This window comes from Rapidithrix thailandica (assembly GCF_039710355.1).
In the GTDB taxonomy this organism is placed as follows: Bacteria; Bacteroidota; Bacteroidia; order Cytophagales; family Flammeovirgaceae; genus Rapidithrix; species Rapidithrix thailandica.
Window position 1 is genome coordinate 74,314 of the sequence record NZ_JBDKWZ010000005.1, and the last position, 24,409, is coordinate 98,722.

At 42.6% G+C, this 24,409-nt stretch carries 17 protein-coding genes; 9 read left to right on the forward strand and 8 right to left on the reverse strand.

The window, feature by feature from the left end:
- Positions 1-11: 11 nt before the first annotated feature.
- From AAG747_RS09885 to AAG747_RS09905, 5 genes are all read right to left on the reverse strand, one after another.
- Complete coding sequence (locus tag AAG747_RS09885) at positions 12-1,628, reverse strand: tetratricopeptide repeat protein (protein ID WP_346821000.1); 1,617 nt, start codon at positions 1,626-1,628, stop codon at positions 12-14.
- Between the two features lie 585 nt (positions 1,629-2,213).
- Entirely contained in the window at positions 2,214-3,461 is a 1,248-nt protein-coding gene (gene hutI, locus AAG747_RS09890) for an imidazolonepropionase (protein ID WP_346821001.1), read from the reverse strand.
- 78 nt (positions 3,462-3,539) lie between these two features.
- Positions 3,540-5,213: a urocanate hydratase gene (gene hutU, locus AAG747_RS09895; protein ID WP_346821002.1), complete on the reverse strand. Its 1,674-nt coding sequence runs from the start codon at positions 5,211-5,213 to the stop codon at positions 3,540-3,542.
- Positions 5,191-6,759, reverse strand: coding sequence for a histidine ammonia-lyase (gene hutH, locus AAG747_RS09900; protein ID WP_346821003.1), 1,569 nt, complete (start codon positions 6,757-6,759; stop codon positions 5,191-5,193). The genes hutU and hutH overlap by 23 nt, the downstream gene beginning before the upstream one ends.
- A 181-nt stretch (positions 6,760-6,940) precedes the next feature.
- Positions 6,941-8,737, reverse strand: a complete 1,797-nt coding sequence (locus tag AAG747_RS09905) for a sensor histidine kinase (protein WP_346821004.1) — start codon at positions 8,735-8,737, stop codon at positions 6,941-6,943.
- Positions 8,738-8,964: 227 nt separating this feature from the next.
- On the opposite strand from AAG747_RS09905, the gene AAG747_RS09910 reads away from it, so the two are divergent.
- Complete coding sequence (locus AAG747_RS09910) at positions 8,965-9,558, forward strand: TetR/AcrR family transcriptional regulator (RefSeq protein WP_346821005.1); 594 nt, start codon at positions 8,965-8,967, stop codon at positions 9,556-9,558.
- A gap of 135 nt (positions 9,559-9,693) precedes the next feature.
- Positions 9,694-10,596 carry an alpha/beta fold hydrolase gene (locus tag AAG747_RS09915; RefSeq protein WP_346821006.1) on the forward strand — a complete coding sequence of 301 codons (903 nt, stop codon included), beginning with the start codon at positions 9,694-9,696 and terminating at the stop codon, positions 10,594-10,596.
- 78 nt (positions 10,597-10,674) lie between these two features.
- Here AAG747_RS09915 and AAG747_RS09920 read toward each other — a convergent pair whose 3' ends face one another.
- Together AAG747_RS09920 and AAG747_RS09925 are read right to left on the reverse strand one after the other, a co-directional pair.
- The gene (locus tag AAG747_RS09920; RefSeq protein WP_346821007.1) at positions 10,675-11,292 is read right to left on the reverse strand and encodes a porin family protein; all 618 of its coding nucleotides are present in this window, start codon (positions 11,290-11,292) and stop codon (positions 10,675-10,677) included.
- A 555-nt stretch (positions 11,293-11,847) separates the two neighbouring features.
- Positions 11,848-12,663 carry an SDR family oxidoreductase gene (locus AAG747_RS09925; protein WP_346821008.1) on the reverse strand — a complete coding sequence of 272 codons (816 nt, stop codon included), beginning with the start codon at positions 12,661-12,663 and terminating at the stop codon, positions 11,848-11,850.
- A gap of 397 nt (positions 12,664-13,060) precedes the next feature.
- Here AAG747_RS09925 and gldF point away from each other — a divergent pair, with 397 nt between their 5' ends.
- The 3 genes from gldF to AAG747_RS09940 all read left to right on the forward strand — a co-directional run bounded on the left by gldF (position 13,061) and on the right by AAG747_RS09940 (position 16,621).
- Complete coding sequence (gene gldF, locus AAG747_RS09930; RefSeq protein WP_346821009.1) at positions 13,061-13,789, forward strand: gliding motility-associated ABC transporter permease subunit GldF; 729 nt, start codon at positions 13,061-13,063, stop codon at positions 13,787-13,789.
- 156 nt (positions 13,790-13,945) lie between these two features.
- Positions 13,946-15,631 (forward strand): gliding motility-associated ABC transporter substrate-binding protein GldG, encoded by a 1,686-nt coding sequence (gene gldG, locus AAG747_RS09935; protein WP_346821010.1) that lies wholly within the window; start codon positions 13,946-13,948, stop codon positions 15,629-15,631.
- Positions 15,632-15,697: 66 nt separating this feature from the next.
- Positions 15,698-16,621, forward strand: coding sequence for a hypothetical protein (locus tag AAG747_RS09940; protein ID WP_346821011.1), 924 nt, complete (start codon positions 15,698-15,700; stop codon positions 16,619-16,621).
- 98 nt (positions 16,622-16,719) lie between these two features.
- Here the strand turns inward: AAG747_RS09940 and AAG747_RS09945 are convergent, their stop codons facing one another.
- Positions 16,720-19,086, reverse strand: a complete 2,367-nt coding sequence (locus AAG747_RS09945) for a DUF7133 domain-containing protein (protein ID WP_346821012.1) — start codon at positions 19,084-19,086, stop codon at positions 16,720-16,722.
- A 278-nt stretch (positions 19,087-19,364) separates the two neighbouring features.
- On the opposite strand from AAG747_RS09945, the gene AAG747_RS09950 reads away from it, so the two are divergent.
- From AAG747_RS09950 to AAG747_RS09965, 4 genes are all read left to right on the forward strand, one after another.
- A complete protein-coding gene (locus AAG747_RS09950) occupies positions 19,365-20,747 on the forward strand; it encodes an alpha-L-fucosidase (protein WP_346821013.1) in 1,383 nt (460 codons plus the stop codon).
- 356 nt (positions 20,748-21,103) lie between these two features.
- Positions 21,104-21,721 (forward strand): TetR/AcrR family transcriptional regulator, encoded by a 618-nt coding sequence (locus tag AAG747_RS09955; protein ID WP_346821014.1) that lies wholly within the window; start codon positions 21,104-21,106, stop codon positions 21,719-21,721.
- A gap of 5 nt (positions 21,722-21,726) precedes the next feature.
- Entirely contained in the window at positions 21,727-23,073 is a 1,347-nt protein-coding gene (locus AAG747_RS09960) for a TolC family protein (protein WP_346821015.1), read from the forward strand.
- A 54-nt stretch (positions 23,074-23,127) separates the two neighbouring features.
- Positions 23,128-24,345: an efflux RND transporter periplasmic adaptor subunit gene (locus tag AAG747_RS09965; protein WP_346821016.1), complete on the forward strand. Its 1,218-nt coding sequence runs from the start codon at positions 23,128-23,130 to the stop codon at positions 24,343-24,345.
- Positions 24,346-24,409 lie beyond the last annotated feature (64 nt).

The window sequence follows — 24,409 nt, forward strand, 5'->3', positions numbered from 1 at the left end:
CGGAAGGAATCTTAAAGGTCTGGTTGCATTGTAGACTCTCTTTTTCTCAGAATATGATTAATACTTTTGATCACCTCATCCAGCTCTTGTGCGGTAATTTGGATCTTTTCTAAAATGCCATCATTGTGTAGGTCTGCTATTCCGTAATTTAATAAATTGATAAGTCCGAGTAAGCGAGCCAAAGGTCCCCGTACATTATGGGCATTGAAGTAAGCATACTCTTCCAATTGTTTGTTTTTTACCCGCAAATCCAAGGTATGTTCCATGACTTTTTTTTCCAAATCGATATTCATTTGTGAAATATACTCATTCTGATTGGAGAGTTCTTCGGTCATTGCGGCCAATTGCTCTTTTTGTTCCAGGTACTTTATATTCAAAGCAACCAGCTCCCGGTTGAGTATCTTTTTTCTATGATAAAACCGGTAAATCAGTATAGCCAGTAGCACAGAGAAGAGTAAGACAATCCCAATGGCTGTTAAAATCAATAATTGTTGCTCGACCTGAGCTTTGAGGAGAGCGTTTTCTTTATTTTTTTGCTCTATGTTAAACTCTAATTGAAGAGCTTTAACATATTGATTGTTTTGATGGATGGCGAGAGAATCGGCCCATTTCTGGTTTTGAGTGAGCGCCTGATAGGCCGCTTGATAATCTCCTTTTTGGTGATATAATAGGCTTAAATTCTGGTAAGTTTGTACTAACTCTGCCAAAAATTCTCCTTGAGAAGTGAGGCCCAATGCTTTTAAGAAAATTTCTTCGGATTTATTGACCTTTCCCATTGCCAGGTACGTTTTGCCCAATACCTCCAAAGCTTCGTATTGTAATTTTACATTGTTATACTCTTCGGTAAAATAATGCAAACCCTTTTCTGCATGTGCGATGGCCAGAATGTAGTTTTTTTGAAGTAAGAAAAGTTTGGCAAAATGAATATCGCTGATAAAGTAATTCCGGTAAGTTTTGCTTTCTTCAAAGTATTGTTGCGCTTTTTGAAAATACCAATGAGCCGAATCCAATTGTCCGATTTTATAATAAGTCCGGCCTATGTTGTTATAGACAATCCCTGCACTACGGACATGTTTCAGTTGTTCAAAGGTTACAACCGATTGTCGCAAAAACGAAAGAGCATCCGGATAATTCTGCAAGTGTAAGCTGATCACTCCCAGGGCATTCTTATTGCCCGCGACCCCTTCCTTATAGTGAATCTCTTCCGCAAGTTTCAAAGCTTTTAAGTAATTTTTATAGGCCAAACTATACTGGGAAAATGCAGAAAAAACATTGCCAATTCCATAATAGGCATCTATGATTCCTCGAGTGTACTGGTGCTTTTGACTGTTTGCAAGACATTCGGAGTAGAGATAGAGGGAAGCTTCGTATTTCGATTGTTTATAAAGTAGATAAGCTCTGGAAATTTTGGAGCGGATTATTCCCTGATAGTAATCATGCTGCACGGATTGTTGATAGGCCGAATCGATCAAATCGTCCGCCCGGTCAATATCCAGGTACGTATAGGCCTTTGCAGAATCCAAAAGTTGTAGGATCTGCATGGCATCCAAAGTATCATCGAAAGCTTTCGAAGTGCTACTTAGAGGAAATAGTACGATCAATATCCACAAATACAACAAGGGGTTCATGTGGCGTATTCGTTGTAAGTTTATAAGTTTTACTTGTGCTTAAAGCAAGTGTTTAAACACAATATTGATGTTAGTATGATAGGATTTGTTTGTTTTCTGGTAAAAACAAATACGTTTAGCCAGGTTGGTTTAAATTCTTGTTAGCAAGTCTCTTGCAGAAGTTTCCAAAAAGGGTTGTAAGATAAAAAATTATGGTTTGACCCTGCAAAAAATAAAAAGTGTACTAAAATATAGTGAATTTACAGACAAAGTAAAACCCGCTGAATTGTGATAAATATTTACAAGTATACATTTTCCGGTGAATTTGAAAAAGTATAAACCTCAGAAAAATCAATTTATAAGGCATCAAAATAGCCTTTTAATAACTTTTTTATTTAAAAAAACGGTGATGCACTTTGATGAAAAGCCCTGTTGCGGCTTTTCTTATTGTTTGTTTTTTGAAGATTTTAATTTTGAAGTGGTTTAAACTTATGGTTTTTGAAACATTTTTTAGGAAAAAGAAAAAGTTTAATTCACTTCTTTATCAAAGAAAGAGGTACCGGTTAATCACCACTACCTCTTTCTTACTTTGCACAAGTGCCATATCTAATTTTTACCGTGTATTTCGTTTCCCCTTTTCCAAACTTTGACGGGTTTCATTTTGCCTTGATGATAACAAATCTCCCGGACATCCCCGCAAGGGAAAGCTACCATATCGGCCAGTTTATTAGCTTGTAGAATTCCTCTGTCTTGGAGTCCCAGGGCTTGTGCCGGACGGGCCGTAATGCCAGCCAAGGTTTCGGCCATACTGAGTTTTTCATATACTCCTAAGAGAGAGGCTTGTACCAATAAGTCACCCATAGGACCCGAGCCGGGGTTCCAGTCGGTAGAGATGGCCAACGGACCTCCCCAATCGAGAATTTTCCGGGCGGGGGCAAAGTGCATGCCCAAGCCTAAAGAAGCCCCGGGCAAGACCACAGGCATTACTCCGCTTTTTGCCAATATTTTTACTTCTTCTTCTCCACTGGCTTCCAGATGGTCGGCACTCAAGGCGCCTAACTCCGCGGCCAGACGGCTCCCACCGGTACTGAATTGGTCGGCATGGAGGGTAAGTTGAAATCCCATGGCTTTGGCTTGTCGCAAATATTCCCGGGAAATCTCGACATTAAAAGCTTCTTCTTCTACAAAAATATCCACCCGGTCTGACAGGCCTTCTTTTTGTATTTTGGGTAACAACTCCTGAACGATATGTTGTAAATAGGCTTGCTTATCGTCAAATTCTTTAGGGCATACATGAGCAGCCAAACAAGTGGATACCATGTCCAAAGTATGTTTTGAGTTTACCTCTTGAATGCTCCGTAGCATTTTTAATTCGGCATCGACACTTAAACCGTAGCCGCTTTTTACTTCACAGGTAGTGATTCCGTCTTGCAAATGACGGTTGGCGCGCTGATGGAGCATCACAGACAAAGCTTCCTGAGAGGCTTCCCTGGTTTTTTGAACGGTATCGTGGATCCCTCCTCCTTGTTGCAGAATTTCCTGGTAGGTGACCCCGGCTACCCGGAGGGAATAGTCCCGGTGGCGGGAGCCGCCAAAGCACATATGAGTATGACAATCAATCAGGCCGGGTAAAAGTACCGTCTCTTCCTCAACTTCTTCGATACTTGCTCCTTGCTGCACCGCATCCAGATAAAGGTCTTTGTAGGTGCCAACTTTCAGGATATGCTCTCCCTGAATAAGTACCCCTCCGTTTTCGATTAATTCTAAGGAATCGTCTTTGATAGGACCGCCTTCCGGTAAGTTGGCCATGGTGAGTATTTGCCGGAAAGGCCCGATGAGTTTTATGTTTTTCAAAATAAGTAGCGGTTTTGATAAAAAAGACCACCCCGGCATGGCAGGGTGGTTGAATTCTATTTTACTGCCTGGCAGTTTTTATTTGAGTTTTAAATCAAATTTTTCTGCATAATTCTGAGCAATGCCATAACCGGCATCGGCATGACGAAACACGCCCATGGCCGGGTCGTTGTGCAGTACACGTTGCAGGCAACGTTCGGCCCGGTCGGTACCATCAGCCAATACCACCATTCCGGCATGTTGAGAATATCCCATGCCTACCCCGCCTCCATGATGGAAGGATACCCAGGTAGCACCACCACTGGTATTGGACATTAAATTAAGCAAAGGCCAGTCGGACACGGCATCACTACCATCCAACATGCCTTCTGTTTCCCGGTTAGGAGAGGCCACCGAACCACAATCCAGGTGATCGCGGCCAATCACGATTGGGGCCGAAACTTTTCCTGTGCGTACCAATTCATTAAAAATCAACCCGGCTTTTTCCCGTTCGCCCATGCCCAGCCAGCAAATCCGGCAAGGCAAACCTTGGAAGGCAATTTTATCTTTGGCGTTTTCCAGCCAATTGATCAAGTGTTTGTTTTCCGGGAAGGCTTCGATCAAGGCGCGGTCGGTGGTATAAATATCTTCCGGGTCTCCGGAAAGGGCTGCCCAACGGAAAGGGCCTTTTCCTTCGCAGAACAAGGGGCGGATATATTCGGGAACAAATCCTTTGAAGTCAAAGGCATTGGGCTCGCCTCCTTCTTTGGCAAACTCCCGGATGTTGTTGCCATAATCAAAAGTCTTGCTTCCTCTTTTTTGCAGCTCCAACATAAAGCCTACATGGCGGGCCATACTTTTTTTAGAGCGTACTACATAGCCCTCGGGGTCTTTTTTGCGCAGCTCAGCAGCTTCTGCCAAGCTTAAGCCGTGAGGAATATAGCCATGTAACGGATCGTGTGCGGATGTTTGGTCGGTGAGTACTTCGGGTACAATGCCATCTTGAATGAGTTTTTCCAACATATCTCCCGCATCACTTACCAATCCGATGGAAATATTTTCTCCTTTTTCTTTGGCTTCCAAAGCCCATCGTTTGGCCTCTTCGTAGTCATAGGTCATTTTGTCGATGTAGCGGGTTTCCAGGCGTTTTTTAATTCGCTCCGGATCGATATCCGCACCTAAAAAAGTACCACCGGCAATGGTTGCGGCCAAAGGCTGAGCACCTCCCATTCCGCCTAACCCGGCAGAGACTACTAACTTATGCCGGAGACTTCCGCCAAAATGCTGCTTGCCGCATTCGGCAAAGGTTTCGTAAGTTCCTTGTAAAATTCCTTGAGACCCAATGTAAATCCAGCTACCGGCCGTCATCTGCCCGTACATCATCAGGCCGCGGCTCTTCAACGCTTCGAAGTGTTCCCAAGTAGCCCATTTGGGAACCAGGTTACTGTTGGCAATCAATACCCGGGGAGCTTCTGTATGTGTGCGCACGACTCCGACAGGTTTGCCGGACTGCACCAATAAACTTTGGTCTTCCTCCAGCTTGAGTAATGTTTTGATAATTTGCTCCAAGGACTGACGGTTCCGGGCGGCTTGTCCGGTGCCTCCGTACACTACCAGTTCGTCCGGATTTTCGGCCACCTCGGCATCCAGGTTGTTTAGTAGCATACGCAATGCGGCCTCTGTTTGCCAGGATTTGGCGTGTAGTCGGTTGCCGTGAGGCGCTTTATAATGGGGGTGATTAGCGTATTGGTTAATAAAGTCCGAATAATTCATGATGTTCTCCTTTTAAATTTATGTGGTTGTCAATGGCTAGTTGGTGGGCATGTTTGACCAATTGTTTGGAAACAATGATCTCATGTGTTTTTTCAATATCGTTGGCAAAAATGCGGTCTTCTTCGGCATGGTCGATGTGCTGGCGGATCAGCTGGTGACAACCGTCCAAAACCACGCTGGATTTGAGCGGCTTGCGGAAATCGAAGGCTTGTGCGGCACAGAGCAGTTCTACTGCCAAGATATATTCCAAGTTATCGATCACCTGGTTGGTCTTTCTTCCGGAAATGGAACCCATGCTTACATGGTCTTCCTGACCCAATGAAGTAGGGATGCTATCGGCACTGGCCGGGAAGCACAAGCTTTTGTTTTCACTGGCCAAGGCCGCAGACGTGTATTGCGGAATCATAAAACCGGAGTTGATACCTGTGTTTTTCATCAACAAAGTAGGCAAACCGACAATGCTCCCTTCCAATAATAAGTAAACTCTCCGGTCGGAGATATTGCCTAGCTCGGAAGCGCCTAGTGTGGCGTAATCCAGCGGAAGTGCCAGCAACTGTCCGTGGAAGTTTCCTCCACTGATGGTCTTTTCTTCACTGAAAATGATCGGGTTGTCGGTTACGGCATTCAGCTCATTTTCCAGCATTTCTTTTAAATGGAGCCAAGAGTTACGGGAAGCCCCGTGTACCTGAGGCATACAGCGCAAGGAGTAGGGGTCTTGTACACGACCGCAATCTTTGTGAGAGGCGATCATTTCCGAGTCACTGAGCAGGTTGCGCAATCGATGCGCTACATGTTGCGAACCATCGTAAGCCCGAAGTTGATGCAAGTGCTCGTCAAAAGGTTTTACGGAACCGAGCATTCCTTCGAGACTCATAGCTCCAATAATGTCAGCTGCATCCAGGCAATTGAGCAATCTTTCGGTAGCTTTGATGGCATAGGCAGTAATAAACTGTGTGCCGTTAATTAAGGCCAAACCTTCTTTTGCTCCCAGTTCGATAGGTTGTATGTTTTCAGCCTGCATCATTTCAACCGTTTCCACATACTGGCCCTTGTACCAAACTTTTCCAAGACCAATCAATGGTAAAAAGAGGTGGGCCAGGGGAGCTAAATCTCCAGAAGCGCCTACGGAACCTTGAATAGGCACCAGTGGGGTAATGTTGTGGTCAATATGCCAGATGATCCTTTCGAGAGTCGATAATGCCACGCCCGAATAGCCTTGGCAAAGTGAGTGAAGCTTTTGGATCATCATCAGCCGGGCGACTGACAGGGGCACCGGTTCGCCTACACCCACACTATGGCTGCGAAGGATGTTGTACTGTAATTTTTGAGTGTCTTCTTTGGAAATGATTGTGGTACAGAGCGAGCCAAAGCCCGTATTGATTCCATACACCACTTTTTCACTGTTGACAATATTTTGCACCGCTTCGTAGCTGCGGAGCACTTTTTCACGGGCAGCCGGGCCGATGATACCCTGCCGCTGACCTTGTTCGATTTCTAAAGCCAGACCTACAGTGAGTCGGGCTTCACCATAATGAAACTTCTCCAATGTCTTTTATTTTACGTTTGTTGGGTTAAGGATACTTTTTTGATCGTATCATGGACAAAGTTAACAGAAGAAGGGAGAAGGGAAAATAAAAAAAGGAGAGTTATACGAGAACCACTCAAGACCTTTGATGGGCGGTGATGATTGAAGTGAATAGCTGATATATATAAATGTGTTGCAAGGCTTAATGTAGCTTCGAATGGCTAGACGTAGCAGGAGTTTGTGTATTGGGTGCCTCGTCATTAGGTATGGTAAAATAAAACTGGCTGCCATGGCCCGGTTTGCTTTCTGCCCAAATCATCCCATGGTTTTTCTCAACAAAATCAATGCATAACAATATGCCTAATCCGGTGCCTTTTTCATTGCTGGTACCTCGTTGGGTAAAGGTTTCTATGCCAAATACCTTGCTTAAATCCTCCTTCGTCATACCGATTCCGGTATCGCTGACACATACGGTTGTATATTCCTGTCCGGCTTCCGCTGAAATTTTAATAATTCCGTCTTTTTTAGAGAATTTAATGGCATTGACCAATAAATTACGGACGACCAATTGAATCATGTTTACATCTGCATAAACGTGGAGGTCATCCGGAACGTCCTTTTCCAAACGTATACCCTTTTCAGTAGCATTTTTAGTAAACAGGTTGATTTTGTTGTCAATGATATCTTTGATTTTGAAATGTTCGGGGTTGATGGATTCTCCATGAAGTTGCGTTCTGGACCAGTACAATAAGTTTTCCACCAAGTTGGAGGTGTAGTCTATGTTTTTTGAAAGTTGTGGAAGGTATGTTTTGAATTCTTCTTCGGATAGTAAGCCTTCATCCGTCATACGGAGTACATGCATCAAGCTTAATAAAGGACTGCGCAAGTCATGAGAAATGATGGCAAATAAGCGGTCTTTTAATTGGTTGAGTTCCACCAATTCCTGTGTTTGATCCTGAAGCTTTTCCTCGGATAATTTCCGGGAAGTAATATTTCTGAAAAGTAACACAGAGCCACTGTATTTGCGGTCTTTTTCAAAAATAGGTGTGATAATCACCTCAAAGTAACGTACTAAAGGCCCTTCTTTGAGGGTAATTTCCAGTTTGTCATTGATTCGTTTATTCAGTTTTTGCAACAAGTTGGATTGTTGATCGAATAGTTTTTCGGATTCCATACCAATGATCACCGAAGTGTATGAGGATAGAATGGATTGCATTTCCGGATTCAAATCAATTATCCGTCCTTGGTTGTTGATAACCATAACGCCTTCCTCCATTACTTCAAATACTTTTTCGCGGGCAATGGGTACAATATCAAAAAGTTTGAAATGAAATAAACCGAAACTGATCACCAATGCGGTGAGAATAAAAGCATAAGGAGTAATGTCTATATGTTGTAAGGGACGGAAGTCCATTTGATACACCAAGTTTGCCAACCATGGAATGATGGCCCCGGTGAGTATAATGGCAATTTGTTTTTTGTAAATAGTTCCGGCTTTTTTGAATTGAACAAAGAGCAAACATGTACCCCAAATGAGTGAAAGGTAGAAATAAGCTGTATGGACCCAATACCAAGGCCCCGGTTTAATCACCAATAAAGTAAGTTCGCCCTGAATATCTTTGGCTATTTGCTCATAGTGTAAATGGTGCCAGGGGTTCGTCCATACCATGAGTAAAGTGATCAGAGGGATTGCAAACAGGAGTAACTTATTACGTGGGTTCAGCCATTCCTGTTTGTGAAAAAACTTAAGAATAGCCAACATCCAGATGGCCGGTAAGAACGCGATCCCGATATATTCCAGATTGATCCAAAAAAGCATTTGTGGGAGAGTCTTAGCAGTAAGCTCGAAGCCATATGCCACCGCCCAGTGGGCTATGGCCAACATCAGGCACCCGAACCAACGGACATTTCTTTCCAAACGGAGGAATATCAACAGCGCAATGAAGCCCGTTAAAGAACCGGCTATTAATAGTAGAAATGAATAAAGTGTAAGACCCAAAGTATACCCGGTTACTTTAGTGAAAAAATGGTTTGGTAATGTTATGTACAAGTTAAAATAATATAAACATGCCTACAAGCTATATTGTTTGTGAAAATGGGTTTCTGCCTTTGGGTAATGTAAATGCTCTTAAATTGAAAAGGAACTGGATGGAATAAATTAAGCCCGTAAAAATTTTTATCTCCCGGAATATCTTTTACCTTTACAAACCAATCGGTCTGAAAAATATGAGAAAAGGAGAAGCGACAAGAGAAGTCATTATCCAGAAGTCAGCAGAGTTGTTTAATAAATTCGGTTACGACGGTTGTAGCTTGAAGGATATTATGGATGCGACCAACTTGAAGAAAGGGGGGATTTACAATCACTTCAATAATAAAGATGAAATTGCCCTTGCTGCTTTTGACTACAGTTATAAAAAGGTGTTGAGCCGGTTTCGCCAACGCCTGGATAAAGACCGTACTGCCCGGCAAAAGCTGAATTCTATTATTGAAGTGTTCGAAAGTTTTTGTTACGACCCGGTGATTTCGGGAGGTTGTCCTATTTTCAATTCCGCTATTGATAGCATTGATTCACACCCGGTATTGCGCGCCAAGGCCGTTGAAGCAGTCAATACCTTGCATCAATATATTATTATTAAACTGGAGGAAGGTAAAAAAAGCGGGGAGTTCAAACCGGAAGTCAAAAGCGAAGAGTTGGCGACTTTGTTCATGTCTACTTTGGAAGGGGCATTAATCATGTCTCGCGCATGTCAACAAAATAAGCATATGACCTTTGCCGTGCGCTTTTTGAGAAATTATATGGAAAATGAAATTTTTTCATAGAGATAGATAACAGATAGGAATGAACAGTAGAGCTATTGACCATTCCCTTTTCAACCTTTGAAGGGATTGTCAGGCATCACTTACAACTAATTATCTGTCTTTTTTTAATTAAAAACAGACCATTTGGTCTTAAAAATGAAAAAGAAAAACAAGATTCCTTTTGTATTACGGTGTATACGTTGGGCAATGCCCAAACTGGAAGTTGTATCACCTGCCTTGGCGGGTAACTGGGGGGTGAAATTGTTTATGACTCCCTTCAGAACGTATCCCACAGCCTACGAAAAAGAGGTGCTGGAGCAAGCTTCGGTAACGATGATGGAGCATAAAGGGGAGCAGTTGCATTTATATCATTGGCAAAATGAGGGGCCTAATGTGTTGTTTTTACATGGGTGGGCCGGAAGAGGGTTGCAAGGGGCCTATTTTGCGGAAAGCTTGAGACATAAAGGCTATAATGTGTTTTCTTTGGATTTTCCTGCCCATGGTGCTTCTTCGGGGAAGCAAACCAACGTAGTTGAAATGACGGAAGTAGTACATCAATTAACCCGGAAGTGGGGCGGTTTTCATGCGGTGATTGGACATTCGTTAGGAGGCATTGTTACGTTAAATAGTATGTCTGAAGGTTTAATGGCAGAGCGGGTGGTTCTTATTGGGGTTCCGGCGGATTCGGCTTTTATCGTAGAACAGTTTCTAGAGAAAATCCGGGGTGGAAAAGTTATCGAGAAGGCTTTGTATACTTATATCCAAAAGAAATTTCAACGCGACTTTCATGAGTTTGATGCATTGAATATTGTGAAACGCTTACCTAAAAAATTTCCAACTTTGGTAATCCATGATGATAAAGACCGGGAAGTTCCGGTAGATTTGAGCAAACGGCTGAATTTTGTTTTGCCTGATTCCCGTATGGTGTTGACAAAAGGTTGGGGGCATTCGCGTATCCTGAGTAATCCGGAAGTGGTAATGAAAGTAGAAGAATTTATCTCACAAGGAGAAATTGCTCAAACGATACAAGAAGAAATGAATGAGGAAAAAACCAGTTGAAGGGACTGATGGTATTCGGAACTCTTAAAAGGAGAGGTTATCCATTCGGAACTTCTCCTTTTAAACCAAACAATTTTATTACTGGATGTAGTAACTCAAGTTGAATACCCAGCCTTGATTATAGAGGTCGGAACCGGAAGAACTGCTTTTGTTATCCACCTTCCAGTTTTTGACTAAGGGCATGAAACCGTAATTATATTTGACACTGACGCCATACCGGGTGAGCAAACGGTAACTGATACCGAGGTCTAAGCCCAGGTCTACCGTCTGCCGGAAAAAAGTAGACAGGTCGTTGTGTTGTCCATCGTAGCTCTCCCTGGAAGATAGCAAAAGGTCTAACTCAGGACCTACTAAAAAGGAAAAATTTTGAAAGGGGCTGACGGTGAATAACACAGGTAAGGAAAGGTAATTGAGATGAATATTGCGTTCCTGATTTAAAGACTGTATACCTGAGGCTTTAAATCCCTTTTGACTGAAGCCTGGTTCTATCTGTATGCCGATTTGGGAATTAAAATCATACTTAGCCAACAGGCCGATATCAATACCGAACTTTTTCCGGGTATCGTCATAAATGTCCAATTCGTTGATGTCGATTTTATACAAACCGGCTCCGGCCCTTACCCCCCAATGGAAGTCCTGTGCAAGGAGGAAATGAGTTGTGCTTACTAAGAGGAATGTGATGATAAATTTTTTCATTGGTTCTAAAAAACAGTAGCTAAAAAAGTTGCTAGTAATTAGTAAAGAGAATGTTTTTCTTTTCTGATTGTAGAAAATACCTTCTGAAACAATCATTGAGTCTCCTTTGTGAAAAATGCTTTATCTGTGTGTTTCCACTTGGAGATATTGACCTTTTTCATAAAAGGGAATTTTTTTAAGTCTTAAAAAGTAAAGTTTTTGGAAAATACCAGATCAATGAATGAAGCGGTTTACACATATAGTTTTTGACCGAAGACGGAATCAAAATCGGCTGATCAAGGCATTTTTTGAAAAGAACAGCCAAAGCTATTGTTGCAAAAAGTAACACAGAGGAGAGGCGTTTTTGAAGCATTTTTTTAGGAAAAAAAAAGTTTAATTCACTTCAATATATAAATTTCTCCGGGAAGTTGTTTAAAATTTTGTTCGTAAACAATAAATCAACTCATGTTTTGCATACGAAGCAGCTTTTAACAGATAAACGTACAAAAAAAGCTATATAAAATGCCGTTTCTACGAAAGGACATACTATCGCAAAATGCTTAGCTCTTTCCGGAATTATTTATTTAACCCGTAATGCTTCAACAAAATCTTTTCGAATAACCGGCCACTTACAAGTTTTTTTACCTGAGTCGAGAGCTTTTGTAAGGGTTTGCCTACCATATAGGTTAACTGAGGTTGGCGGCTTTGGATGATTTGATAAGCTTGTTTTGCTACTTGTTGAGGATCTCCGGCATGTTGTACCTCTTTGTGAATCTGTTGATGAATCTTTTCAAATTGTGTTTTGTAAGGAGAGTTTTCCGGGCTTTCGGCCACCACCCGGTTCTGATTGATATTGGTATTGAAATCCCCGGGCTGGATGGAGCAAATTTGAATGCCGAATGGCTTTACTTCCATGCTCAAGGTTTCGGTGAGAGCTTCCACAGCAGCCTTGCTGGCACTGTAAATCCCCCGGAAAGGCAGTCCCATCTGCGCGGCAATGGAGCTTATATTGATGATCAATCCGCTGTGTTGTTGGCGCATATAAGGCAATACGGTTTGGCAAGTGCGCAAAATTCCATAGACATTGGTGTCAAATACCTGCTCTACTTTCTCGATGGGAGTGTCTTCCAAAGCCCCGGCAATGCCTAATCCTGCATTGTTAATCAATACATCCAGACGGCCTTCTTTTTCAATGACTTTTTGAATGGCGGTGTGTACCGATGCCTCATTGTTAACGTCCATTTGTACCAAGGGAAATACTTCCTGTCCGGGCTGAGGTGTTTTACGAGTCGTGCCATAAACTTTCAAACCCTTTTGATGTAGGTACATCGCAATAGAGCGGCCAATACCGGAGGATGCCCCGGTGATAAAAACAACTTTATTATCTGACATGGTTTTTTTGATCTTGAATGCTGGAAAGAATGAAAAAGGTGGTCATGAGTCCCTGTTTCCATTACATTTTTTGCACAAAACTAATTGAATTTTACACATTCTCAGGAGGAATGCTTTGATTTCGAGGAATAATTTTTCAGTACGATGGGAAAATATATTTTTGTGGGAAGGGGGGAATAGGAGACTGGTATAACGTAAAAGTTACACTTAAGAAAATTACCTTTCACAAGATCCGGAAATCATAAGTCATCATAGGTATTGATTTTGCAGGTCTAAGAGTTTTATTGATTACTTTTAAAGTTGAAATCAACTCTTTGTAAAATCAAGAGTCGTGTAACGTTCCATGTCTTCCTCTTCTGATTTTTAAACCAAATTAATCAACAAACCTCAAACCGATATGTTTCAGGTGTTAATCAAAGAAATTAACAGTTTTTTTAATTCGCTGGTAGGCTATATTGTGCTTATAGTTTTCCTCGTAGGCATAGGTTTGTTTACGTGGGTATTTCCACAAACCAGTATTTTGAACTACGGTTTTGCCAACCTTGATCCACTGTTTACCTTGGCACCCTACGTATTTATGTTTCTTATTCCGGCAGTTACCATGCGAACATTTGCAGAGGAAAAGAAAGGAGGTACAATGGAGTTGCTTTTAACCCGTCCGCTTACCGATTGGGAAATCATCTTAGGCAAGTATTTTTCAAGTCTGTTATTAGTGCTATTTGCCCTGATACCTACTGTCATTTATTATTTTTCGGTACATGAGTTGGGTTCGCCTCAGGGCAATATCGATTCAGCCGGGGTGGCCGGTTCGTATATAGGCTTAATTTGTTTGGCCGGAGTGTTTACGGCAATTGGGGTTTTTGCTTCTTCCATCACCGATAACCAAATCGTAGCTTTTATATTTTCCGTATTCCTTTGTTTTTTGCTGTACGAAGGGATTACTTCCATTGCAGCGATTGATGTGTGGGCCAGTTATTCCTATTATCTGGCCAAGGTAGGGATCGACTACCATTATAATTCGGTAAGCCGGGGCTTGGTGGATTCCCGTAACCTGATATATTTTTTTAGCATGGCTACCGGGATGTTGGCTTTGACCAAGTTGGTATTGGGTAGCCGGAAATGGTAGTTAGGTTGGAAATTGATCAAGGGAAGATGTGGTAAGATGAAAAGAGGGGAAAGAAAAAACTGAAAAGGAATTTCTTGCTTCGCATATATTTTTGACTAACACTCCACTCCCTCAAACTTTAAAAAACACAAACCACTCATTACTATAAAAACAGAAATGAAGTTAAACAATCCGAAAAAGTGGGAAGATATACTGCAATATACAGCACTGGTATTGCTGTTGGTGTTGATTAATATTCACTCGGGGCAGTGGTTTTTCCGTTGGGACCTGACCGATGAAAAACGCTATACGATTTCCGGGGCCAGTAAAGAATTACTTTCCGGCTTGAATGATGTTGTCTATGTGGAAGTGTATTTGGATGGAGATTTGAATTCGGAATTCAGGCGATTGCAAAAAGCCATCCGTGAAACCCTGGAAGAGTTTAAAATATTCGGAGGGAAAAATCTGGAATTTAAATTTACGGATCCCAACGAAGCACCGACTGCCCAGGCTCGTAACCGGTTTTATCAACAACTGGTACAAAAAGGCTTGCCTTATACCAATGTGTTTGATGTGGTGGAAGGCGAACGCAAAGAGCAAATCCTTTTTCCCGGAGCTATTATCACATATAAAAACCGGGAAAAGCCCGTGTTGCTTTTAAAAGGAAACAAAGCGGCCAGCGAACAAGAACAACTGAACCAGTCGGTAGAAGGAATCGAATTTGAGTTGGCCTCCGCCATTGGGCAACTGGTGGCTACACAAAAGAAATCCATTGCTTTTATTGAAGGGCATGACGAGTTGAATCAGGTGCAAACGGCAGACATTACCACGTCTCTTTCCGAAGGATATATTGTGGACAGGGTCCGGTTGGAGCAAACCGACCTAAGCCGTTATGATGCTTTGATCATTGCTCAACCCAAAAAGAAATTTTCCGAATTGGACAAATTCAAACTTGACCAATATGTGATGCGTGGTGGGAATGTGCTGTTTTTCATGGACAAGGTACAGATGAACCTGGACAGTATAAGTCAAGGCGGAACCTATGCTTTCGGTTATGATTTGAATATCGAACCCTTACTTTTCCGCTATGGAGTACGGGTAAACATCGACTTATTGAAAGACCAACAAGCCGGAGCCGTAGAAGTGGTAACGGGCACCTTCGGAAACCGCCCGCGTACACAAACTTTGCCTTGGGTATATTATATCTATTTAAACAAATTCAGCGAGCATCCTATCGTCCGGAACATGGATGTGATTTATGGAAAGTTTCTCAGTACCATTGATACGGTAAAGGCTGAAGGGGTTACTAAAACTCCTTTGGTATACACTTCCAAATATACCCAGGTAAAAGGCATTCCGAGTATGATTGACTTGAACGAAATCCGGGAAGATGCCAACCGCGATTTATACAACCGGCAACATTTGCCGGTAGCCTACTTGCTGGAAGGAAAGTTTAAATCTCTGTATGCAAACCGCTTTCCGCCCAAAGGAGCGGAAGGGACTGAGATTGTAAAACAAGGAAACCAGGCGAAAATATTGGTTTTTTCCGATGGAGATATTCTCCGGAATGAAATTAATCCCCGCAACAATAATGTACAGCCCATTGACTTTGACCCATTCCGGCAACAGTCATTGTCTAACAAAGAGTTTATCCTGAATACCTTGTCGTATATGACGGACAAAGGCGGACTCATCGCATCCCGGAACAAGTCCATTACGCTGCGTCCCTTGGATATGCCGCGGGTCCGCGAAGAAAAAATATATTGGCAAATACTGAATGTAGCCCTTCCGGTAGCCTTGATTATTGTTTTTGGGATCGGACGGTATTATTTGCGCAAGCGGAAATACGAACGCAAAGCCTAATGGCAACAAAGAGGTATTTACAAGGATCGTCATTTCTTAAGAAATAATGTCAAACGGCAAAACATCATGACTTCAAAAATTAAGATTCTTATCATCATTAATATTCTTTTATTAGCGGGTGTTTTTCTTTCTCTGATTCAGACCGAAGAACAGTCGAGCGTACAGGTAGAAGGGCAACTGTTTGTGGTAAATGATACGGCTCACATCCAGCGAATAGAGGTGGGAACGCATGAATTAACCAGGCAAGGCGATCAAAACTGGAAACTGAATGGCCGCTATACCGTTGCTCCTCAAGCTATCCAGACGCTGTTAACGGTGATGCAAAATATGGAGGTGAAACGGCCCGTGACGGAAGAGAACATTTCCGGAGTCAACCAAGAGTTTAATAAGAAGGGAATAAATGTGAAGGTATTCGGTGCGGAAGGAGTGATGAAACGCTACAGCTTGTATGGAGACAGTGTGAACACTTACGCCAAAGTACCGGGGGAAGCACCTTACCTGGTGTATGTACCGGGGTATTTTATCAACTTGGATAAATTATACCGGATTAATGAAAGAGAGTGGAGAGACAAGCGAGTGTTGTATACCACCTTCCGTACGATGAAGAATTTGCAGGTAGACTATCCTGTCAGTCCGGATAAAAGCTTTCAAATTGCATTCGATTCTTCTTTTTACAAAGTCAGTGGGGTGCAAAAACTGGACTCGGCTGCCGTATATAATTATATCTCCATGTTTGGCAACTTAGCCGCAAATGATTATTTGGAAAATACGAGTTTGAGAGACAGTCTGGCAAAACAAGTCCCGTTTTGTGTCATTACCATGAAAGACCTTTATGAAAAACGGAACAACACGGTACGTTTTTATCCGGGCCCTCAAGTGGTTTATGGTTTATCGGAAAACACGAAGGAAGTAGTCTTGTTTGACCCCAGGCGCATTCAAACCGCATTTGTAAGCCGGGAGGCTTTTATGCGAAAAGAAAAAAGTAAGTGATATTCTTTTTGAAATATTTTTAGGAAAAAGAAAAAGTTTAATTCACTTCAATATAAAAAAGCCGCCCGGTAGTCAAGGCCTCGGGCGGTTTTGTCTTTTTATTGAGCTTGGTTTCCCAATGCCTGTAGTTCTTTTTCCGTAAAGGGTTTTTTTCTGTCCTTGTAACGGTTGCGAAGTTGGTTTACTCTCCCGGGCTCCACAAAGGAGGAATGGTTGCCCCATGTGTTGCGAATATAGGACAGGACCGCAGCTACTTTTTCATCCGTAAAATCCGTATTGTATTTCAAGCCGGGCATTTGGGGCTGTACCATGGGAGGTTGGTACACTTTACCATTTACCGTGACAGGTCCTTGCAGACCGTGTAATGTAATCAAAATTAATGGATCGTAATCGCCATTCACCCACTCTGAGCCAGCCAGGGGTGGAGCCAAAGGTTCAATTCCCGCTCCGTCTTCTCCATGGCATGTACTGCAATGTTGAGTGAATAGTTTTTTCCCGGTATCGTACTGTTTTAGCTCTGTTTCATCCAAGGCCAGAATCGCTTCGTTTTTTTTGTTTTTTTGAGTCGAAAGATATCCTTGTAGATAGGAGTAAAAGGGATGCTGTGTTTGGTTGTTCTTTTCTAATAAAGCCAATGCTTTAGCTTCTTTTGTTGCCAAACTGCTGGTAATAGCCCCCAACAGTAAAGTATCGGAAGAGTAGCTTGTTCCTAATTGTGTTAGTACCTGTACGGATTGAGGCGAAGCGAATTTACCCAGGGAGAGAATGGCTTGAAGCGTTACGGCTTTATTTTCAGTAGGTTTGGTTGCTTTTTGTAAGAGAGTAAGCAGTGTTGGTTCGGCGATTTGCCCTTTCAAAACTTCACTGACCCGCAAAGCCGTTGCTTTTACCGAAATATCCTCCTCGTTAAAGGCCGATTGAATAGTTTTCAACCGCACTTTTCCAATTCCCTCCAATACCCATAAGGCATGAACTTTACCAATAGGAGAAGTAGCTTGTTGAATAAGCGTTTCCATCTTTTCGGCGGTACCGGGTTGATTTTGTTCGATCAACATTTGTTGGGCTTTGTCCCGTATCCATCCGTTTTTAAATGATAAGTAGTTCACAAGTTGTTGGGTAGTGGCACCGCTCAGGTCGGGGATGAGAGAGGGTGATTTGTCTTGGTGAACCACCCGGTAAATCCTTCCCATGGTAATGGGGGTATCCAGTTTCCGCTCTTTTACCTGTTTGGACAAAAACTCGGTCATATAGGTTTTATGTTGGATAATTCCGCGGTACATGTCCAATACATACAAACAACCATCCGGGGCATTGTAAAGGTTGACCGGGCGAAACCGCTCGTCTGTTGAGGCAAAAAACTCCCGTTGTTGATAGGCTTGTTTTGCAATCAACCTACCCTCTTTTTCACAAACCAGGTTTCGTTTAATGAGATTGGCTGAAGGTTCGGCTACAAAGGCATTTCCATAATACGCTTCCGGAAAATTATCTCCCCGGTAGATGACCGGGCCACAGGCAGCCGTAAAATTGATAAGTTTCCATTCCTCGTCCAGAAAATCTTCCAAATAGCCCCGGTTTACCCCCGGGGTCATACGGACCGGATAAACATGCTGATTCCCTACGATGTCGATGTTTAAGGCTTGGTTTAACAAAGGTTTCCGGTCCCGTTGATCTCCGTCAGGCAAGATATAATCTGCGCGTAACTGGCTGGAATTAGTATTGTAAAACAAGTGACCAAAATCGTCTTGACTGATGCCCCATTGCCCTCTGAAAGTCGTTCTTTCCTTGATCCATTTGCCTTGAATCTTGCGGTATCGGGCATTGGACTTGGCACTGTAAATCCAATTGTCCCTGGCGAGCAACAGACCGTTCGGTTGATGTTCTACGTTGCCGTCTACGGCATAGGCAGAGTCCACCAACACCTTGTGGGCCGGTTGGTCATTTTGGATTTCTACAAACCAAAGGTTTGGCGGTTCGGCATAGAGAAGTCCTCCGTATACCAAACAGAGTGCCCGGGGAAGGACTAAGTTATCCAGGAAAGTTTTGCTATGTTCCCGGTGTCCGTTTTCGTCCTTATCTTCCAAAATCATAATCCGGCCGGTGGGAAGTTCTTCTCCGCTTCCTTCAATATTGGGCATATAGCCATTCATTTCTGCCACCCATATACGCCCTTTGGCATCGAAGGTCATCGCAACCGGGGTGGAAACCTCGGGTTCCGTGGCCACAATCTCAACCCGGAATCCATCTTCCAACCGAAAGGAAGCCAAGGCTTCTTGAGGTGAAAGTACCGGGGCCGGAGGAACCTTTAGGCTATCCGGTAAGTCAGGCATATCTTCCTTTTTTGCAGAGTTTGTTAGAGAATCTGCTTGTTCAATGTCGTCTGAAGTACTTGTGTTTTGCTTTGGTGTGCAGTATAGTAGTGCAGCCATCCACCCCACCATTGCTAGTTGTATCCAATTATTTCTCATATAGCTAGTTAATTTTTGTCTCCTGGGGAGTTATCCAATTTTTTCGTTTTTCTCAAAGGCTTGGGCTGAATATGTTGGGAATTGCCAAATTGCCTGAAATTCAAAAATATATCTTTCATTATAAAATCTAAGGCTAAGGGATGCACAAATTCGGGGTTGGTATGTAAGGCCGTACTTTGTGACCCACAAGTACCCATATTCTTGCAAACCTTTGCACCTTGGGAATTTGATTTCTTGCTTAACTTCATGCAAAAAGTCAACTAAATCGATGTAGTCAAATGAAAATGAAAGCATTATTTACACTTTATTCCCTTTTAATACTATTTTCCCATATGTCTTGGGGCCAGGAAACGAAAATATGGGAAGAAACTCCGGAAGCAAAAAAACAGCGTCTGGCCTGGTGGACGCACGATCGGTTCGGAATGTTTATTCACTGGGGGCTTTATGCTTTGCCTGGGCGGCATGAGTGGGTAAAAAAGAATGAACGCCTGACCAATGAGGCGTATCAAAAGTACTTCGACCTGTTTGACCCGGATTTGTACAATCCTAAAGAATGGGCAAAGAAGGCCAAAAAAGCAGGAATGAAGTATGCCGTTATCACTACTAAACACCACGATGGTTTCTGCTTGTTTGATTCGGAATATACCGATTATGATGCCCCTAATACCCCTTACGGAAAAGATTTGATAAAAGAATGGGTAGAGGCTTTCCGGGCTGAAGGCTTGCGTATTGGCTTCTATTATTCCCTGATTGACTGGCATCACCCCCACTTTACCATTGACGGGGTACACCCTCAAAGTGCATCCTCGGATAAAGAGTACAAAAAACTGAACAAGGGACGGGATATGGCGATTTACCGGGAATATCTAAAAAACCAAGTACGGGAAATTTTAAGCAATTACGGCCAAGTCGATATTCTTTGGCTGGATTTTTCTTACCCCGGAGAACATGGCAAAAGCCGGGATGATTGGGGTTCGGTGGAGTTGATGAAAATGGTGCGGAAGCTACAACCTGGGATTATTGTCAATGACCGGGCAGACTTGAAGGACTTCGAGGGAGGTTGGGATTTTACTACTCCTGAACAGTTTAAGGTGGCTGAATGGCCTACCTACAAGGGTGAGAAAATACCTTGGGAAACCTGTCAGACCTTTTCCGGCTCTTGGGGGTATTACCGTGATGAGCTTACTTGGAAAGACAATCGTCAATTGTTGGGTTTATTGATCGAATCAGTGAGCAAAGGAGGAAACTTGCTTTTAAATGTAGGGCCTACCGGTCGTGGTGCATTTGACTACCGGGCAGATAAAGCCTTGAAGAAAATGGGTAATTGGATGAAGTATCATAGTCGCGCTATCTACGGATGTGTACCTGCTCCGGAATCCTTTGACGTGCCTGAAAACTGCTTGTTAACGTATAACCCTACTACCCATCGTTTATACATACATTTGTTAGAGTATCCATTGCAAAATTTTACCCTGAAAGGGTTAAAAGACAAAATCCGGTATGCACAGTTTTTGCACGATGCTTCGGAAATTAAAATTACCAAACCTTATGGACATTGGGTCGAACAAAAAGTGGGAGAGGGGGATGTGAACCTTCGCCTTCCTGTGGTAAAACCGGAAGTGGAAATCCCTGTGATTGAGGTCTTTTTGAAAGAGGAATAGTATTCTCAGGTCTGTGAAAAACAATTGATATACCTTCCGGGTTTCTAAAACCCGGAAGGTTTTTTTATGCCTATATTTTTCTCTATCTGACACTGTTTGGTTTTTCACCTTTTATCCTCTCCTCTTTCCGGCAATAAAAAAAACACAAAAAGAAAACTGAGGAAACTTTGAAACTTATTGGAGTTTCCATAGTTTTGCTTTTAATAATTACCACTTTATATCCTTTTAGTAAAAACCTCAACATCTAACAAACACTTTAGATCAGTAAACTGACAACATCACCTGAGGGTGTATGGTCAATCGACTAATCAACTCATTTAATACATTAACTACTATCATCATAATTCAATGTTTGAATGGATACACGTGAGAGAATTTTAGAAGCGGCCACGGAGCTGTTTTTTCGCTATGGTATTAAGACGGTGACGATGGATGATATTTCCAGGGAAATTTATGTCTCTAAAAAAACCATCTATCAATACTTTAAAGACAAAAGCGAGATCGTATTAACCTGTACTTCCGGCCGCCTGGAACAGCAAAAGGAGGATTTAAAGAAGATTCATGAGGACGCCAAGGATGTGATAGAAGAGTTGGTGAAGCTAACAGGGTTCTTCCGGAAGCATTTGTTGAATATGAATCCGACTTTGTTGTACGACATGCAGAAGTATTACCCTAAGGCCTGGGAGTGTTTTGTGTCTTTCCGGGAGCATTGCGCACTGGACTTGTTGAGTGAAACTTTGAGGAAAGGCATTGATCAAGGGTATTTCAGATCCGGATTAAACATTGAGATCATTTCCCGCATGCGAATGGAGAATGTGGAAATGGCCTTTAATACCAAGGTTTTTCCACCGAAAGAATTTGAATTGGCTGAGGTACAACTGCAAATGTTTGATCATTTCATTCATGGAATTTGTACCAGAAAAGGCCTGGAATATTTAGAAAATTATCAAAAACAAGCTGAAGTTAAAGACTAAGATTTATGGTCCTTTTTCGCAACACTATACTTGTCCTATTGCTAACTGTTGCTTGGCAGAGTGCCAGTGCGCAGGATGTCCAGCAGATGTCATTGCAAGAGTGCATTGACTATGCTTTGTCGAACCATTCGGATGTACAGAATGCCGTATTGGATACGGAAGTTTCCAAAGCCCAGGTGGGGGAGGTGACTGCCCAAGGGTTGCCGCAAATCAATGCCAGCGCCAGTTTTACTTATAATTATAAGGTGCCTGTGGCCTTTTTACCTGCCTCATTTATGGATAGTACCGCAGCTGAAGGAGAAGTAGCCGGGGTGCCTATGGGTACCAAATACAATGGCGATGCAGGGGTTTCTCTTAATCAATTGATTTTTGACGGGGCTTTTTTCCTTGGCTTAAAAGCGGCAAAAACCGTAAGGGAGTTGAGTCAAAAAAGTTTGATACAGACCAAGATTGAACGGGTTTCCCAAGTGAGTAAAGCTTACTATACGGTGCTGGTAACCAGTGAAAGAATGCAATTGGCCAAGCAAAATTTACAGCGGATTGACTCTTTGCTACATCATACCAAGGCCATGTATGAGAACGGCTTCCGTGAAGCAATTGATGTTTCGAGGGTGAGAGTGTCTTACAACAATGCCAAGTCGGCATTGAATCAAGCCGAAAAGTTTTTAGTGCTTAATAAGCAAATTCTGAATTTTCAAATGGGGCGTGATGTCAATGAAGCACTTGTGCTGACGGATAAAATTGAAGACATCGAATTACCTGAACAGATCTTTCAGGATGAAAATTTCGACTACGCCAACCGTATCGAATACTCCATGTTGCAGACCCAACAAGAGGTAAACCGCTATAGCATGAAGCGCTATCAGGTACAGTATTACCCTTCCCTGTATTTGAGTGCCAGCTACAGCACATTTACCGGTGTCAATGACATGAGTAAATTTACCGATAAGTGGTACGGACAAGGAGCTATCGGGTTGAAGCTGAATATCCCGCTTTTTGACGGGTTGCAAAAGAAGTACTTGATTCAGCAGCAGAAGTTAGCCATGCACAAAACCGAGAATGAGCAACGCCATCTGCAAAATGCTATCCTGATGGAAAAAAGACAAGCGCGGGTTTCTATGGAAAATGCCTTGGAAGAGTTAGATAACCAGCAGCAGAATATGGATTTGGCTCAAGAAGTTTACCAGGTTACCAAAACCAAATACGAAGAAGGTTTGGGGGCTATTCTGGATGTGGTAGATGCTGAAACTGCTTATAAAGAAGCCGAAACAAATTATTACAATGCTTTATATGATGCGCTCATCTCCAAAGTAGATTATGAAAAGGCCATAGGGGCTTTATACGGAGAGTAAAGGAAATGGACCTTCAAGGTACTTTTCGGTGCTACCAAACATCACACAATACCAATGTCAAAATTAAATTTCTATCTCGATACAGATACAATTATGAAAGTCAACGCTATCACTTTTGTCGCGCTTATGGCCTGGATGTCGGCCTGTTCGCCCCAACAGGGAGAAGGCCTGGAAGAGAAAAAGCAACAACTGGCGGAGTACAAGAAAGAGTTCAACCTGTTGAAATCCAAGATTGATAAGTTGGAAGCTGAATTGGTGAGCTTGGAAGATAAAGACCCTACAGCCAACCTGAAACAAGTAGAGGTATTAAAATTGGCACCGGGTACCTTTAACCACTACATCGAGGTACAAGGTAATGTGAAGTCCAGTAAAAACGTATCCGTGAATCCTGAAGTCAGTGGGATCTTGATCAGGCGTCATGTGGAGGAAGGTACCTATGTAAAGAAGGGACAAGTATTGGCTTCAATTGATGCGGAAGTCGTACGCAACAATATAGCCGAAATGGAAACCGAATTGGAGTTGGCTACCAATCTTTACAATCGTCAGAAAAACCTTTGGGACCGGAAGATTGGTTCGGAAGTGCAATACCTGGAAGCCAAGAATAGGAAAGAAAGTTTGGAGAAAAAACTTGCTACCCTGAAAACCCAATTGAGTAAGACGTATGTGAAATCGCCGATTAGCGGCACTGTGGATGAGTTTTTTGTGAATTCCGGGGAGATGGTCAGCCCTAGTGCTCCGGTAGTAAGGGTGGTGAACTTGGCAAATGTAGAAGTGAACGCGGAAGTTTCCGAAGCATATACTACCAGTGTAAGACAAGGAGATTCTGTGGAGGTTTCCTTCCCCGTCTTAGGGCTTGAACGCAAAGAGAAGATCCGTTATATCGGTAAGTTTATCAATCCGCAAAACCGTACGTTCCGTATTGAGTTGATGCTCAATAACAAAGAAGGATTCTTGAAGCCCAACTCCATGGCAGTGGTAAAAATCAACGATTTTCAAAAGGAAGAAGCTATCACCGTTCCTTCACAATTGATTCAGAAATCAGTGAATAATAATCAAAAATTCCTGTATGCTGTACGGGCCGAAGGGGGTAAAAATCTTGTAAAAAAGTTGACTATCGAAACGGGTAAATCTTATAAGGGGATGACCTTGATCCAGTCGGGCTTGTTGTCCGGAGATATGGTGATTACCAAAGGATTTAACGAGGTGATAGACGGAGAAGAAGTGAAGATCGTGAATCAGCAAAAGCAGGATGTAAAGATTACTAAAAACTAAAAGTAAGCCAGAGAGGGGAATTCTATTTTTTCAATCATTTGTTGCATCCCCTCTTCTTTTTACT

Bases quoted from the DNA above. Each gene is read 5' to 3' on its own strand.
- AAG747_RS09960 (WP_346821015.1), top strand. From the start codon at position 21,727: ATGGTCCTTTTTCGCAACACTATACTTGTCCTATTGCTAACTGTTGCT.
- AAG747_RS09910 (WP_346821005.1), top strand. From the start codon at position 8,965: ATGAGAAAAGGAGAAGCGACAAGAGAAGTCATTATCCAGAAGTCAGCA.
- hutU (WP_346821002.1), bottom strand. From the start codon at position 5,213: ATGAATTATTCGGACTTTATTAACCAATACGCTAATCACCCCCATTAT.
- AAG747_RS09925 (WP_346821008.1), bottom strand. From the start codon at position 12,663: ATGTCAGATAATAAAGTTGTTTTTATCACCGGGGCATCCTCCGGTATT.
- gldG (WP_346821010.1), top strand. From the start codon at position 13,946: ATGAAGTTAAACAATCCGAAAAAGTGGGAAGATATACTGCAATATACA.
- gldF (WP_346821009.1), top strand. From the start codon at position 13,061: ATGTTTCAGGTGTTAATCAAAGAAATTAACAGTTTTTTTAATTCGCTG.
- AAG747_RS09965 (WP_346821016.1), top strand. From the start codon at position 23,128: ATGTCAAAATTAAATTTCTATCTCGATACAGATACAATTATGAAAGTC.
- AAG747_RS09940 (WP_346821011.1), top strand. From the start codon at position 15,698: ATGACTTCAAAAATTAAGATTCTTATCATCATTAATATTCTTTTATTA.
- AAG747_RS09885 (WP_346821000.1), bottom strand. From the start codon at position 1,628: ATGAACCCCTTGTTGTATTTGTGGATATTGATCGTACTATTTCCTCTA.
- AAG747_RS09945 (WP_346821012.1), bottom strand. From the start codon at position 19,086: ATGAGAAATAATTGGATACAACTAGCAATGGTGGGGTGGATGGCTGCA.
- AAG747_RS09955 (WP_346821014.1), top strand. From the start codon at position 21,104: ATGGATACACGTGAGAGAATTTTAGAAGCGGCCACGGAGCTGTTTTTT.
- AAG747_RS09915 (WP_346821006.1), top strand. From the start codon at position 9,694: ATGAAAAAGAAAAACAAGATTCCTTTTGTATTACGGTGTATACGTTGG.
- AAG747_RS09920 (WP_346821007.1), bottom strand. From the start codon at position 11,292: ATGAAAAAATTTATCATCACATTCCTCTTAGTAAGCACAACTCATTTC.
- AAG747_RS09950 (WP_346821013.1), top strand. From the start codon at position 19,365: ATGAAAATGAAAGCATTATTTACACTTTATTCCCTTTTAATACTATTT.